Origin of the sequence: Microcoleus sp. bin48.metabat.b7b8b9.023 (genome assembly GCF_013299185.1) — a bacterium.
Classification (GTDB): Bacteria; Cyanobacteriota; Cyanobacteriia; order Cyanobacteriales; family Microcoleaceae; genus Microcoleus.
This window is the reverse complement of the sequence record NZ_JAAFKG010000013.1, coordinates 75,325-91,059: the sequence shown is the minus strand read 5'-3', so window position 1 is coordinate 91,059 and position 15,735 is coordinate 75,325. Positions and strand designations below refer to the sequence as shown.

12 protein-coding genes are annotated in these 15,735 nt (G+C 43.3%); 3 read left to right on the top strand and 9 right to left on the bottom strand.

Annotated features, from left to right (window positions below; translation table 11 throughout):
* The first annotated feature begins 631 nt into the window (after positions 1–631).
* A complete protein-coding gene (locus QZW82_RS10410) occupies positions 632–2,869 on the top strand; it encodes a hypothetical protein (RefSeq protein WP_293147706.1) in 2,238 nt (745 codons plus the stop codon).
* Between the two features lie 119 nt (positions 2,870–2,988).
* Here QZW82_RS10410 and QZW82_RS10405 read toward each other — a convergent pair whose 3' ends face one another.
* The 8 genes from QZW82_RS10405 to QZW82_RS10370 form a co-directional block, all read right to left on the bottom strand.
* Entirely contained in the window at positions 2,989–3,729 is a 741-nt protein-coding gene (locus QZW82_RS10405; protein ID WP_293147758.1) for a Uma2 family endonuclease, read from the bottom strand.
* 234 nt (positions 3,730–3,963) lie between these two features.
* Complete coding sequence (locus tag QZW82_RS10400) at positions 3,964–6,564, bottom strand: ATP-binding protein (RefSeq protein WP_293147704.1); 2,601 nt, start codon at positions 6,562–6,564, stop codon at positions 3,964–3,966.
* 23 nt (positions 6,565–6,587) lie between these two features.
* Positions 6,588–7,742: a hypothetical protein gene (locus tag QZW82_RS10395; RefSeq protein WP_293147702.1), complete on the bottom strand. Its 1,155-nt coding sequence runs from the start codon at positions 7,740–7,742 to the stop codon at positions 6,588–6,590.
* A 21-nt stretch (positions 7,743–7,763) separates the two neighbouring features.
* Positions 7,764–8,513 (bottom strand): hypothetical protein, encoded by a 750-nt coding sequence (locus QZW82_RS10390; RefSeq protein ID WP_293147700.1) that lies wholly within the window; start codon positions 8,511–8,513, stop codon positions 7,764–7,766.
* Positions 8,510–9,775 carry a serine protease gene (locus QZW82_RS10385; RefSeq protein WP_293147698.1) on the bottom strand — a complete coding sequence of 422 codons (1,266 nt, stop codon included), beginning with the start codon at positions 9,773–9,775 and terminating at the stop codon, positions 8,510–8,512. Before QZW82_RS10385 ends, QZW82_RS10390 begins: the two co-directional genes overlap by 4 nt.
* Before the next feature lie 177 nt (positions 9,776–9,952).
* Positions 9,953–10,357, bottom strand: coding sequence for a hypothetical protein (locus QZW82_RS10380; RefSeq protein ID WP_293147696.1), 405 nt, complete (start codon positions 10,355–10,357; stop codon positions 9,953–9,955).
* Positions 10,358–10,644: 287 nt separating this feature from the next.
* Positions 10,645–12,054 carry a heterodisulfide reductase-related iron-sulfur binding cluster gene (locus QZW82_RS10375; protein WP_293147693.1) on the bottom strand — a complete coding sequence of 470 codons (1,410 nt, stop codon included), beginning with the start codon at positions 12,052–12,054 and terminating at the stop codon, positions 10,645–10,647.
* 307 nt (positions 12,055–12,361) lie between these two features.
* Positions 12,362–13,798, bottom strand: coding sequence for an FAD-binding oxidoreductase (locus tag QZW82_RS10370; protein WP_293147692.1), 1,437 nt, complete (start codon positions 13,796–13,798; stop codon positions 12,362–12,364).
* Positions 13,799–13,894: 96 nt separating this feature from the next.
* On the opposite strand from QZW82_RS10370, the gene QZW82_RS10365 reads away from it, so the two are divergent.
* Positions 13,895–14,047: a hypothetical protein gene (locus QZW82_RS10365; protein WP_293147690.1), complete on the top strand. Its 153-nt coding sequence runs from the start codon at positions 13,895–13,897 to the stop codon at positions 14,045–14,047.
* Entirely contained in the window at positions 14,047–14,229 is a 183-nt protein-coding gene (locus tag QZW82_RS10360; RefSeq protein WP_293147688.1) for a hypothetical protein, read from the top strand. Before QZW82_RS10365 ends, QZW82_RS10360 begins: the two co-directional genes overlap by 1 nt.
* On the opposite strand, the gene QZW82_RS10355 is transcribed toward QZW82_RS10360, so the two are convergent.
* The gene (locus QZW82_RS10355; RefSeq protein WP_293147686.1) at positions 14,226–15,464 is read right to left on the bottom strand and encodes a clostripain-related cysteine peptidase; all 1,239 of its coding nucleotides are present in this window, start codon (positions 15,462–15,464) and stop codon (positions 14,226–14,228) included. The genes QZW82_RS10360 and QZW82_RS10355 overlap by 4 nt on opposite strands.
* Between the last annotated feature and the right edge of the window lie 271 nt (positions 15,465–15,735).

The following is a 15,735-nucleotide window of genomic DNA, read 5'->3' as shown; positions in this document are numbered from 1 at the left end:
CTACCGTATTTCGCTAAACAAGTCTTGGGGAGCACATCAAACAGGATGGCGCGCTCACAAATTTTACCTTAACTCCGTCCAAAAACGGGTACAGCCTGCCAACTTAAGTTCTGCAAATTTTAGTACAACGTTCAACTTTCCAGATTCACTGCGCTCGAAGTCAATTCTTTAATTGTAAGAGCGATCGTCCTAGCCTCCGTCTCAAACTTGTACAGCGACTTTTCCTGAAGGTAGCCGAAGGAAGTCGAAGTATCCAAAATCAAAAATCAAAAATCAAAAATCAATTGTGTGGAGCGATCGACAATCATTGCCCAAAACCCGTTATGTTAAGAAAAACAACGATATATGTCAGATAGTTGTCGATCGGTAGATTTTGGGCTTTGAGTTGAACGATCTTGGTGGTGGTTGATGGCAATCGCAGGACTTGAAAATTCTCAAACCAGACTCAGACTAAAAAACCAGCGATTCATCGAAGGATCGCCAAACCGAGGGCAGCAGCCCGGTAGCAAATAGCCTTCAAATATGCCATGCTAAGTAAACGAGCAAAGTAAGTGAGAAAACTTTCTCGATCGGGTTTTGGGCAAGGTGCAGCTAGCGATCGCATACATTAAAAAAAGACATACACAAATTTATGAGCGAGTTTACACAAGGGCTGGATAAAATGCAGCCCGCAGAACAGACGCACTGTTTGGGAATCCTACCAAGTCAGCTAGCAGCGACTTCCGACTCAGAGAAATTATACAGCTTACTAACAGATTACAATTTTATTGAAGCCAAGCTGTCAGCAGCGGGAGCACAAGCGCTAATAGAAGATTACGATTTAGCAACAAGTCCCGATATTATCACCTCCGATGAAAAAGCCGACAAACTCAAATTAATCCAAGAAGCAATCAGGCTTTCTGCCCACATTTTAGCCAAAGATAAAACCCAACTAGCGACCCAACTAATTGCCCGGTTGATGCGCTTTGAAATTCCCGAAATTCAAGCACTGCTAGCCCAAGCACAACAACAAAAAATACCCTGGCTGCGGCCGCTAACCCCCAGCTTTACCCCCCCTGGCGGCAGATTGCTACGCACTCTCACCGGACATACAGATTGGGTACAAGCTGTAGCAATCACCCCCGACGGCAAGCGAGCAATTTCTGCATCCTCCGACCACACTCTCAAAGTTTGGGACTTAGAAACAGGAGAAGAACTTTCCACCCTCAAAGGTCATCTTACCTACGTTAATGCTGTAGCCGTAACCCCAGACGGAACAAAAGTAATTTCAGGTTCTTGGGACAATACTATTAAAATTTGGAATTTAGCTACTGGAACAGAAATATTAACATTTGCAGGCGATACTTTTGCAGTAGAAGCTGTAGCAGTAACTCCCGACGGCAAGCGAGTAATTTCTGGTTCCTGGGACGGCAGCATAAAAGTTTGGGATTTGTCAACAGGGGCAGTGATTTTCAACCTCAAAGGTCACAGCAGTTTTGTCCAGTCCGTAGCAGTAACTCCAGACAGCAAGCGGTTGATTTCCGGGTCTGGCGACAACAGCATTAAAGTCTGGAAACTAGAAACAGGAAAAGAACTTTTTACCCTTACCGGTCACGCAGATTGGGTAAAAGCTGTAGCAGTAACTCCCGACGGCGAACACATAATTTCCGGCAGTTACGACGGCACAATCAAAGTTTGGAGTTTGAGTGCCAGAGAAAAACTTTTCACTTTAGGAATTCACAGCAGTTTCGTCCAAGCTGTGGCAGTCAGTCCCGACGGAAAACGCGTAGTTTCGGCCGCAGGCGACAAAACGCTGAAAGTTTGGAATTTGGAAACAAAAGAAGAACTATTTACTTTTACCAATCACATCGCCCCGGTGAATGCTGTTGCTGTCACCCCCGACGGCAAGCGGATAGTTTCTGGTTCCTCTGACAAAACTCTCAAAGTTTGGCACTTAGAAACAGGCAAAGAAAATTTATCATCTGCCGGTCACGATGACTGGGTAAATGCTTTAGCAGTGACAGCCGACGGTAAAAAAGCAATTTCCGGTTCGGGAGATAACAGCATTAAAGTCTGGAATCTGGAAAATGGAGAGGAAATTTTTGCTATTCCCGGTCATAAAGATTGGGTAAAAGCAATCGCTGTTACCCCCGACAGCCAGAGAATAGTTTCAGGTTCAGGTGACAAAACAGTTAAAGTTTGGAATCTGGAAACTGGAGAAGAAATATTTAGTCTGACAGGTCATACAGATTGGGTAAATTCGGTTGCTGTTACCCCCGACGGCCGGCTGGCAATTTCTGGTTCGGGAGACAAAAGTATTAAAATTTGGAATTTGGAAACAGGAGAGGAAGTTTTTACATTTATCGGTCACACCGACGGGATAAAAGCTGTGGCAGTTACTCCCGATGGCAAGCGGATAATTTCGGCTTCCGGCGACACAAGTCTGAAAGTTTGGAGTTTGGGAAAAGAAAATAATATTTTGGCAAATTTATGGAATTTAGTCGTAAAAAATCAACTTTTTACTCTCAAAGGTCATGAGAGTTTTGTGAATGCTGTGGTAGTTACCACAGACGGTAAATGGGGAATTTCTGGGGGGAGGAAGAAACTGATTAAAGTTTGGGATTTGTCGAGTCAAAAGGAAATTTTTACTTTGACGGGTCATGCGGATGCGATTACAGCTTTGGCGACTGTGGGAAATAGAGTGATTTCAGTTTCGGATGATAATACTCTGAAAGTTTGGGATTTGTTGAGTCGAAAAATAGTTGCTACTTTCAGGGGAGATAGTGCTTTGAAAGCTTGCGCTATGGCACCAGATGGGGTGACAATTGTCGCGGCGGAAGCTTCGGGACAAGTGCATTTTTTGAAGTTGGAAGAGTCAGTTGACAGTTGACAGTTGACAGTTGTCGTGGTTCCAGATCGCACTTTTGCTCAATTTGAAAAGTGCGATCGATCTTTTCCCCAATCCAGTTTAAAATTGTTCCGGGTCAATGCCGATCGATTGGAGTCTGTCTAACTTAATTCATCTGGGTTAATGCCCATTTCTCGCAACCGTTCCACCAAAATCTGCGATCGCCGTCGTTCCTCTGCTAAAGTGGTTTCTGCAAGTTCGGCCCGCTGGCGTTCCTCTGCTAAAGTGGTTTCTGCAAGTTCAGCCCGTTGTTGGGCTTCCTCTAACAGTTGACAAATCTCAACGTAGGAAAAAAACCAGGTTCCATCTGGTCGATAAATTTGCAATTCATCGCCGGATAAATCAAAGCGAATTGCCAATCGAGGACTGACGAAATTTTCCATTAAGGCGATCGCATCTAAGCCATCTTGTCCCCGCAGCCACCCTCGCAGTTGGTTGTTGGTAGGATTGTAGATATAATATTCTTCAACTCCGTGGCGATCGTAAAATAGCAACTTCTTATCCATTTCATCCTGCGTGTTGCTAGGAGAAAGAATTTCAAACACAACTTGCGGTGCAATTCCTGACTCATTCCACTGTTGGTAAGAACTGCGTCTCCCTTTAGGTATGCCGAACGCAACCATCACGTCGGGCGCATTAACAATATTCGATCTTCCCTCGATTGGATACCAAAACAAATCACCAGCTACGAATACATTCTCGTCATCAGCATACATCCATTCTAAATTTTGTTCGATGACGAGAATCCACCGAAATTGATCGGTATTATTTGCCATTGGTAAGCCGTCGCTGTCGGGGTAAACAACTGCTTCCTGAGTAGGGGATGGGATTTGAGTTACCATAACAGTTGTGCGGGGTGAAAGACTGTTGAATTTAATTTTAGCAGTTTGGGAAGAGTTAGAAGTGCGATACTTCTGAATAAATAGCCGATTCATCTGACTCTTTATTCTATTCCTCAGCGTTTCTTCCCTGTTCCCGGAATGACTTCGGGTAAATTATCCCGGCACCGGCAAGCATCGACAGTTACCTTCGGCAGAATTGATGCCATAGCCACAAGCGATAAAATACTTTTTCAGCTAACTACTCATCCCAGAAATTCCCTGTTTGATCCGATTAAGCACTGGTTCAGCTAAATCATCATTTTCGCCCAAAATTTCTTTAACGCGGTCTACCGATGCTGTTTGCCATGCTTCTTTTGTGGGGTACTGTTCGGCTAAAATTTGCCAAATTTTATCTTCTAGATATTGCATTTTAGTGACTGCTTTCAAGAATTTTGGTGAAATATACCGTTCCCGTCCTGTTTTATTAAGCAGAGGTTTAATCCGTTCATCTGCGCGTAATTGCGTCTCCAAATATTCTGCTAATTCTTGACCTTCTTTTTCACCGTAATCGACATAGATACGTCCTTGGAGATCGACAGGCAGATATTGGTTGTTATTCTTACGCATTAAGACAATTGGACGTTCGCGCAAATCAAAGCGAGCCGCCCCTAATTCAAACATCACATTCGGATTGGCATCAGTGACTTCAGCAATAAAAGAATGGGCTTGATCCATGTGATAGCGGACATTCTCAATTACAGTGTCTTCATACTGTTTGTCACTAGCTACAAATAGCTGGCAGCCGAAATGATTTTCAATGACTTCTCGTACTGTTTCAATAAATGGTTGATATGTATTTTCTAATGGAGTCATTAAAAAGAAAATAAGATGCTTGGGCGTTTTGCCTTCTTTCTGATTTTTTTGCATGGCTTGACGCTGTTTTTCTAAATCCTCAGCTTGACGCTGTAAATCGGCTTTTTCAATGATGTAATCAAGATCGCGCCGCAGCAGCTTTTGAAAATCATCATAAAATATGCGAGCATTCTGTGGAGTCATTAACTCTTGGTTATAGAGAATAGAACTGTTATAGATACCAAGCATAATATCTAACACATTAGGGTTGTCAAAGCTTTGTTTAGCTAACAGTCGTACCATTGGATTTCCAGCATTGATAATTAACCGTAAAGCAGAATTACGGGACATTCGCATCATTTCTTGAGCCATTTCGCGCAAATCTTCTGGCGTATTAGGATCGCTTAAGAGTTCGCGGGCTTTCATTCCACCTGTACTCTCTTCAGTAGACCGAATGATAGCTGTTAATTCTATGGGTTTAAAGTAACGTGCCTCTACCCGAATGCGTCCCGTACCGCCTGGACGGATCACTTGAGACATATATTCGGCTAATCGTTTCAGTTTGACATCAGCTTGCTCGTGAAGTTCCTGAAAGACATTCGGATCATCTTCTTCGCGGTCAACTGCTACTACCTTAATCTTGTCTTTAGCACGTTTCTCATACTCTTTGATCAGATTTTGTTCAAAAGGATAACTAGCATCGACGACTAAGGTTCTGGCAGCATCAGCCATTTGGAAATATTGATTAGCAGCGTTACTATCGCTGAAATAAGGCAAAGATTGAGATTCCCCTTCTAGGCTGGGAAGTTCCTCTAAAACTTGCGATAAAGTACGCCACTGGTGGGTAAATTCACTTCCATAAGTAGTAGGTTCACCTTTGTTGGTACGCCATTGTAGTAAATCGGCAAATTTATCAAAAAATTCATCATGATACCAACAGGCGGCTTTAATACTAAGATCGTGGAAGCGGAGAATTTCTGAGAAGCGCTTAGGATTGCTTTGAGAAAGTTCTTCAAGATGTTTAACCACTAAATTGCCTAAAGCATCTTGCAAAAGCTGAAGATTCTCATCGCGAATAAAATTATCGCGGGCTGCTGTCAGGGTTAGTGTTTGATCTCCAGAGCAGATTACTCCATTGATAAATTGGGCCCATTCTGGCAATAACTCTGTTTCCTTCTCGCAGATAAACATCCGATTAACAAACAAGCGCACAGCACGAGGTAACTGTCGCTGAAAAGTACGAAATCGTGTGATATAAAGTACCCCTGATGTGTTTAAATCAGGCAGTTGCACAGGGATAGCCTCTAACACGCTGTCGCGCATAGTTTTTTCGAGATAAATGCGTGTATCTAGCAATATTTCTTGGCTACTTTTTCCTTCCTGTTCCCAAGGCATCCGCATGGCGTTGATCGGTTCAGAACTACCATTAAGGTGAATTGGTACTTTTAAAAAATCAGTATAGTAACGAATCACATCTTGTACTTTTTCTTTATGGATCACTCCTTTTTCTTCTTCACCTTTGAGGAAAACTGTTACAGTTGTCCCTGGTTCGCTGACTTCGCAGGGGTCGATAGTGTAATCTTTATTCCCAGAGTTTTGCCACACCCACCCCTCTTGTTCACCTAAACGGCGGGTGCGGACTTCTACTCGACTAGCGACCACAAACGCTGACAAAAAACCGATGCCGAATAAGCCAATTAAGCCTTCTATGTCCTGTTCTTTTCTGGCGATTCTAGTTGCTCCTTTACCAACTGTTGACAAATACTCAATTAGGTCATTTTTATTCATGCCTATCCCCGTATCTCTGAGTACAAATCGCAATTCATCTGGACGAGTTTCAATGCTAATCTTCCCAACAAAAGCATCACCTTCTTTGGCACGACGACGCATAATGGCATCATGAGCATTTTGAATTAATTCTCTAATAAAAACTCGCTTTTCTCTATATAAATTTCGAGCTAATAGTTGAATTAGACCATCGAAATCAAATTTCATTTCTAGCATAATAATCCTCGTATTTAGGTTAATTAGTTGACTGTTGGCACTAGCTCTTTCAATCGTTCAAAACGTTGCTGTACTTCCGCTTGTCTCCAAGTACATCGGAAACAATTATCTAAATATTTTGCCTGAACCATAGCCCGGTTTATGCCTCGACGAGCTAACTGTTTTCTCAGTCGAAAATCTGCCTCCTGAAAACCGGATGGCCAGCAACTAGGAACTTGTTGGGGTTGGCGATACCAATAATCATCAACTGGGAGAACTCCTGCCGAGTAGCGAATACTAGCGAGTCGATAATCTGCCAATAATAAGGCTTGATTGTACTTATTATATACGTCAATTTTTCCGGAAAAACGCTGTCTCAAACGAAAACGGGCGGGATGATTAGTGTCAGCGGGGTCGCCTAAATCGGGCTGGAGGAGTAGGGTTCTTACCCGAAGGTCAAGCGCGGGAATTGCAAACTCATATTCCTGAACTAGATCGGCTTTCTTTTCTGCTTGGATGGCGTGTTGCTCTGCTTGATGCCAGTTTTCTTGATAAAGGGCAAGATTACCTTGTAGATTATACCAAGCAATTCGGCTACTGGGCCAGTCTGTCTCTGTTTCGCCCAAGAGATCGCACCACCTTTGGGCAGAGTCGGGCTTTCCTAATCGAAGATTGCAGAACCCAGCGAGTGAGGCTTTCCAGAATTTAAGATAACCACAGTCATTATATTCACTAAATTCACTCCAAGCGAGTTCATATTCTGCTAATGCCTCCTGCCACCTGCCTTGCGATATGAGTAAATCACCTGTATTTTGATGAATATCGGCTATTGGTAATTCGGGATATTCTTGTTGAAACAGGCGCAGCTTTTCTAGATTTCTTTCTAGTTGATCCAGGTCTGGCGAGTAGCATCTAGAAATGCAAAAAACTCGCTTTCTTGCACGCCATTTGTCTGTAATATCTAGGTCACTATCAGCAGTGCTTAAAATATCGATCAGCAAACTATAGGCTTTCAAGGGATGAGAGGCTCCATGCCAACTAATAGCTGCCCACACCCCTGCTGTCGCTGCTTGAGGATTTAAGCCGTACTCTTTAGAAATTTGGCGGGCTTGCTGGAAAAGTACAGCCGCATCATAGCAGCGGTTTTTTTTGTATAGTTCAACAGCCTCATCGTAAACAGTTTGGTAGCGAGTAGTCATAGTTGTATTTTTTCTATTTGTTTACATCTCAAGCCATTGATATATACGTTTGAGAATGATCTCTGCCACATCCTTTTGTCCATCAACAATAGAAGCAACTTTATTTACCGTAGCATTTTGCCATGCTTCTCTAGTAGGGTAAGTGTTTTGTAGCTCTCGCCAAGTTTTAGAGTTAAACCACTGTAAAGCGACAATTCTTTGTAGTTTTGAAATAGAAATAAAATGTTCGCGTACAGATGTTTTAACAGTTTGTATAAAATGAATATTTCTGGAGAGTTCTGCTTCTAGATAATGCACTAACTCTTGCTGATGGGAACATTCATAGAAAATGAATTGACGACCCAACAAACTTCTTGGCAAGGTGTTTTGTGTTTGAGTTAAGATGATGCAAGGACAATGGCTTTGAAAAAAATTTGCGGCTCCAAGGAGGTACATTACATCCGGGTCAGCGTTTGTTACCTCTGCTATATAAGCATCAGCTTGTTCTAAGTGCATCCGAATGTTTTCAGCCTTGATATTACTGAAGTATTTATCAGATTCCAATAAAAGCTCACATTCCCATTGTTCTTCTACTACTTCACGTAAAGCCGATATTAGAGAAGAGTAATTTTCTATATTAAGGTAATCACCTGTAGCCGTTGCACCTATTACTCTGCTTGTATTTTTGTCAAAATCAGGCAAAATCAATAATATTGCTCGATGACCACCTCGATCTTGATTTGAGGGATGTCGATCAGCCCGATCGCCAACATTTAGGGAGCGAGTCGTCATGGTATAGCCTGCCCGATACGCTTCAGGATAATGCTGGCAAAGTCAGCGTCTTTACCTAGCAGAGATTCCAAAGTATTTACACTTGCCTGTTGCCACGATTCTTTTGTGGGATAACGTTCTTGCAGAAGCTGCCATGTTTTTTCTGGTAAAGAGAACCGCATCAGGGTTTGCAATTTATTGATAGAGAGAAAATGCTCCCGTTCAGGATCGTTGAGCATTTGCTTGATTACTTCAATTCGCGTTAATTCGCTATCAAGATAGTTTGCTAAGTCAGCAGTTTCGCTAGCATAACGAATAACCATCCGCCCTTGTAAACTTTTAGGTAAGTTCGGCTGACCTTGAGCTAACAAAATAGATGGAGAATGACTCAAGTAGAATTGAACTGCACCCAGTACAAACATCACTTCAGGGTCAGCCGAACTAATGTCAGCAATAAAGGCATGGGCTTGTTCCATGTGGCAGCGGATATTTTCCAGGGTGCTGTCGCCATACTGCCTATCTTTTGCCGTCATTAATTGGCATCCCCAGCGATCTTCGACAACCTCGCGGAGGGTATTCAGCAATGAATAATAGTTGCTGTCATCTGGTAACATCGCAAAAAAGATGCGGTGTTTGAGTTCGTTAGTCTGGAAAGTTTGTAATCTTTTATCCCATATTTGAACTGCGGCTTGGTTAATTTCGGATAACTCCAGCCATTTGTTAAACAGCTTGTCGAGACGTGTAGCTAAACCTGAATTAGCCATCACACTCTCATGATAGCGTTCAGTAACCACACCAATAACTCGCCTGCTGGCATAGTGATAAACAGAACCTCCGCTATGTCCTTTGCCCTTAATAGCTTCTGACAACTCAACAAATTCATCGTGACGCCATCTAGAAATATGTCCCTTATAAACACCAACTTCCTGATTTTGAGACAGATGACTGGCTGGATAGCCAATTGTTACCACCTCATCGCCGAAATTTTTCTCGGTTACATATCCCAACGGTAAATAGTGACTCGGCTGATGGTTGGCTTTGAGAATGGCTAAATCGTATTGGGCGAGGGATTTGTCAGGATCTAATTGGGCTGGGAACTTACCATCGTAAGGGCTTTCCAGTGTAATGCTACCTGTCCCAGCACCAACGCAGTGGTAAGCAGTCAAAACATAGCCGTCGCGGGTAATGAAAAAACCAGTCCCTATAAATTTGCCGTTGACAAAAATTTTGAGGGTGGCATTCTTGATGTACTGCTCAATTCGTTTGAAATCGGGCTTTGGCATGGCGCTCTGCTGCTGAATTGATCTCTGCTCATAGCTTATAGCGATTCAGGGGTGTAGTGCTAGACAGATACACGGATTTAGAGACGAGCATGGTTGTGTCCCTACTGTATTGTCAGCTATGGAGAATTTATATATCCATCAAGCAGCCCACCCAATCAGACAGGGTGGGTAAAAATGCTATGGAGTTTGACTTGTAGAAGATGGAGTTGCAGGATTAGGCTTGCGCTTCCAAGTGTATGTACACTTTAATGCTCCCTCTGGCATAATCTTGGCTACAGCACCAACGTTAGTACCTGCTTCAGTCTTGATGCCCAAATTAAATTCTACTGAAAACTGCTCAAGTTCGTAGCGATCGCTTGGCGACGGTTCTGGTAGGGAAGCCATCAAAACCTTTGCCAGTCCGGTAAGCGGAAGTTTCAGCACTTTACGAGCATTTACCTTTACTTGTTCACCAGTTTGGCGTAAAGTATCGCGGAAACCTGTCTTTTCTGTCGCTTCATCTCCTTGAATTAAACCGTTACTATCTGCCGTATCAATCAGAATTTCACCATCTTCGCCCAAGTCAATTACTATTTCTGCCATTAATTTACCTCTATTGGAAAGACGGATGGAGATTCTTAATGAACTAGGTTAACAAATTTCTACGATGACAGCGCTTTTCAAGTGAGTCAGGTACAGGTGTCGGCTAGGGACACGACACGGCGCATTGGTATAAAAAATCACCTCAAACTCTTGATAAATCTTGCTTTTGGCTGATTCTCGCTCTCCGGCGACGCCACGAGAGCGAGATCGTAATTCTTAGACAGCATTCTGGCACTAGGTTTGAGCTTAAGTTGATATCTATGGCGGACACCGCCCGCCCCAGCAAACTACTGCCTCTGCAACCTAACCCCACGAATAGAATAATCCAAAAGCTCGATCGGGTGCATCAAAGTAACAGCCTTACCCTGCAACTCCAAATGCTTCTTAATTTGCAAAGAACAACCCGGATTAGAAGAAGCAATCAACTCCGCCCCCGTATTCAGCAAATTCTCCACCTTTTGTACTCCCAATTCATCAGCAATCTCCGGCTGAAGCATATTGTAAACCCCCGCACTCCCGCAACATAAAGCAGCATCCACAGGTTCTTTCAACTTCACCCCAGGGATTTGTTGCAACAACTGACGCGGCTGCAAACTAATCTTTTGTCCGTGCAACAAATGACAAGCATCCTGATAAACAATCGTCAAATCTCCCTCAGTCAAAGGATTGAGTTTAGCCGTAATTCCGGCACTTGCCAAAAACTCTTGGATATCCTTTACATTCGCAGCAAAATGCTCAGCTTTCTCCCGATAATCCGGGTCATCAGCTAAAATATGACCGTATTCTTTCAAAGTGTGGCCGCACCCAGCAGCGTTGATAATCACAAAATCAACGTTAGTATTTTCAAAGCTGTCAATCATCTGTCTTGCCAAAGCTTTCGCCTGTTCGGCTTGTCCTTGGTGTTCCGGTAAAGCAGCACAGCATCCCTGACTTTTCGGAATCACAACCTCGCAACCGTTAGCCGTCAAAACTCGCACCGTAGCCTCATTCACAGGCGAGAATAACAGCCGTTGCACGCAGCCTAAAATCACGCCGACTCGATAGCGTTTCTCCCCTTGTGCGGGAATGACTTCGGGCAAATTATCCCGGAAAGAATCGACAGTAACTTTCGGCAAAATTGATTCCATCGCCGCCAAGCGAGGAAATACTTTTTTCAGCAAACCTGTTTTGCGGACAAGTTTTGGCAGTCCTAATTTTTGATAAATAAACAGCGGTACAAGCAGAGGGCGCAATCTGTGAGGATAAGGAAAGAGATTAAAAATCAGAGTCCGAATTACATTGTCAGAAAAAGTGCGTTTCTGATTTCGAGTAACTTGGTGGCGAGTTGCGGAAATTAACTTATCGTATTGAACTCCCGACGGACAAGTTGTCACGCAGGCCAAACAGCCCAAACAAGTATCGAAATGCTGCGAAGTTGCTTCGTTTAAAGGTGCGTCGCCTTCATTAATGGCATCCATTAAATAAATGCGGCCTCTAGGCGAATCCATTTCTTTACCGAGTACACGATAACTGGGACAAGTTGACAAACAAAAGCCGCAGTGGACGCAGGTATCGATTAATTTCGGATCTGGCGGATTGTTGGGGTCAAAACCGGGAATTTCAAGGGTTTGCAAGTGGGGATTTTGGGCTAGGAAATTGCTTTCTTTCGCGGGTTTGAAATCGTCGCTGGGAATTTGAGATGTTTCTGAAGTTTGCATATATTACCTAATTCTTTTGGTTCGTAGTGAGGACTTTAGTCCTTTTCCTGGGATTTAAGAAGGACTGAAGTCCTCACTACGAACCTTAAATTCCTGGTTTGTAGTGAGGACTTTAGTCCTTTTCCTGGGATTTAAGAAGGACTGAAGTCCTCACTACGAACCTTAAATTCCTGGTTTGTAGTGAGGACTTTAGTCCTTTTCCTGGGATTTAAGAAGGACTGAAGTCCTCACTACGAACCTTAAATTCCTGGTTGGTAGTGAGGACTTTAGTCCTCTTCCTGGGATTTAAGAAGGACTGAAGTCCTCACTACGAACCTTTTAAGATCAAACGATCGCAATTTAAAATATTCTCCGGGTCAAACTCTTGCTTGATGCGGCGCATTAGATCGATCGCACTTCCAGTATAGCCCCAAACATCTAACCCTTGCTTGATGTGGGCTGGCGCAGCCAAAACCGTCAGAAAACCGCCTTTAGCTTCGCACCCTTTGCGTACCTGCAACAGCGTTTCGGCTGTCGCAGTCTCAAACCGCAAAACTCCCAAACCGCTGCCCGCATGAATCCAAGCATCCTGTACCGGCAACTCGTTAATTGCCTTGACTGCTTCCGACGGTCTGATACCTATTTTACAAATAATTGTGGAATTATTGGCAGAATTCCAGACTGTTTCTGGCAATCTTTGCCATAATTGATGCTCGTCATTTTCGCCGCAGCTAGTGCCTTGCAAGCCCAACTTTTCGCCAACTTCCAACAAGCGGGCGGATTGTTGTTTAACGCTTTCGGCGATGCTTTGAAACCTCACTACCAATCCCGAACCTTTACCCAAACTCAGTTTTTCTACTAACTGCGGTGACAGCAAATCAACGGCCGTCGGTGTCAAAGCAGAAGATAATAAAATTTGAGCAGCTTCAGCTAAAGCATTCGTTTCTCCTGTCAGTATGACAGTTCCCGACGATTCCGGCAGCGGATAAACTCGGAATGTTACTTGAGAAATGACGCCCAATGTGCCGTAGGAACCAGTCAACAGTTTCATTAAGTCATAACCGGCAACATTTTTCACAACTCGACCTCCGGCTACAGCAATTTTACCGTCCGATCGCACAAAGCTAATTCCCAACAACAAATCGCGCACGCCCCGGTAGCGGTGTCGCAGCGAACCCGTATCAGCAGTAGCGACAATCCCGCCCAAAGTTGCCTGTTGCGGATATGCTGGATCGATCGGCAAAAATTGACCTGCTTTACCTAAAATTTCCTGCAAATCCGCAAACTTCATGCCCGCCTCCGCAGTCACGGTTAAATCCCCCACAGCGTGTTCTACCAGGCGATTCAATCGTGCCGTACTCACAGCCACCATCCCCCCTGCATCAGGAGATCCCCCTAAATCCCCTTCCCGGGGGACTTTGACAACATCTTGCTTTCCCCTTGGTAGGGGCGGTGCCCCCTTGCCCGCCCTAGGCTGGGGAGGATCCGGGTCAAATTTAACTAAACCGCCCCAATCGAGTTTGCTGCCACTTCCACAAGGCAAGAGTGGCCAGCGATTTTGCCCGGCCAAAGCAATCACCGCGGCGAGTTCTTTCTGGGTATGGGGATAAACGGTACAGGCTATTGAATTGCCTGGGGCAACTGCTTTTTCTACCCTTTCTTGCCAAAAAGCCTCTATATCTTGGCGCAGACAGATGCCCGAAGTGCCGACAATACCCTCTAATTCTTGTGTGCTAACGTAATTTTCTGCCGAAATATTTTTCATGAAGGTTCTCAGACGCCCAGTAAACAAACAATCAAAACAGCCCCTCAAACCATTAAATATGAATACGAGCCCCATATTCCAAAGATCGACAAACAAATGTCTCAAAATCGTCTTTCTGTAGGAGTGACCAGTCTCAACAAAGTGATTGGTGGCTGCTTGATTCCTGAGTGTTCTTATCTGGTACGTGGCGGCCCGCTTCCAGAAATAGATGAACTGCTGCACGGAGGGGGCTGGAACGGGAGGCTGTGATGGTGATTGCTGGGCCTACCGATGTGGGCAAAACGACGGTGGAGATTCAGTTGATGAAGGAGTCAATTTCTACTCTGCTGCGCCGCTGCGAATCGCTTTTTATTGACGATTATCGATGTATCCGCACCCTACGGTTACTGTTGCATAAATACCTAGAAATTCGTATTGCTCGGTTTTGCTAATTATCGAAAATAACCGCATCAAAAAGGTTTACAAGCTTCAAGTCAGAATAAATTTTTAGATGATGATAAGTTGCCAGTTTTTGCCGACTCGCCGGCAAAAACAAACCCAGGCCAGAAAAGTTTTGATACCTACCTCGAATTGTCGAGCTAAGCAATCTACCATTTTGTTGCAATCTCTCAATTAAAAATGATTTGAAAAAAGTTAAGAAAACATTGCAAGCTGTTACGTCTGCACCAGAAACCTTCGTGATTTCTAACATAAAGTTAGCCAAGTCAACGAAGGATTCTCCACTATAATGATATACTTGTATAACAGATTGTGTATGTTTGACTTTTGAGGGAAACAAAGCTGAATAAATGAGCTTTTTGACCGCATCAGTGTTGGACATGAGAATTGAATCGATCGCCGGATTAAGTTTCTCTGATAGCTGGTGAAAGTAATCATTTTTAGTCAGTGTCAAACTATGATACATATCCAAACGTTCAAAATCCATAATTTTTTTAGCTATTTGACCTCCGTCAAGATTTGGATGACAGCTAAGGTGGTTCAGTAATGATTCATAATAGTAATTTGGTGCTCCCAGTATTATTTGAGATGACAGGGTATACTTGGCGACATTTTGAAATGTATAGTGTACTTCAATATTGCCCCGATGGCAGTTTTGAAAAAACAGAAGTTCTAATCTACCATTAATATCTTGATTGAATTTAGATATAACTTCACTGACTTTTTGTAAATCCATCCATTTAGGTTGTGTGATTGAAGTCGAACCGTAGTTGGGATTTTCATCGGGACTAATTTGCATGAGACTTCCACCATGACCTAAAAATACAATGACCCAATGTTTGGTCTGAAATTGTGACAAAGCCCAAGTAAGATATTCATTCAGAACATTTTCACTACTACTGTCTGCTGTTTCCAAGTATTGAACTGTAATGTTACCTTTGGTAATAATATTTCTTGATAATCGCCTCGATCCACTAAAATCAGATTGTACTAATACCAAAACTTTGTCAGTCTGTACACCTTTGCGTAACATTTCAAGAATAGGTTTGCCCAAGGTTGATAAATTGTTGTCATACGGCATCCAGTATAAAAGTATATAATCATAGTTTGGGAGAGGTCGATCGGCAGCGTTCAAGTTACTATTCTCCAGTTGTTTGCCTAGATATAGTGTACTCAAAAAAGCAGCATTACTTGTCGCTAAGTATTGAATGGCTTCTCTGCGTTTCATGATTTTATGACCTCAGCGAGCTTGGAATGAGAATTAAATAACTTATAATTTGATGGTTCGTGGGATGGGCGGGATATCCGGTCTTTCCGGGACGGGCGGGACGCCCATCCCACTTTCTTTGTGTAAATTATTTAATCTGCGATCCTTAGTTCTGTCAATTTAACATGGTTGGGGTCTTGTTGGTAGTGAATATGCTGGTCATCTTTGAAGACCAATAGATTTTCTGTGATATCAAATTCGATTGCATTACTCTGTAGTCATCTCTATATTC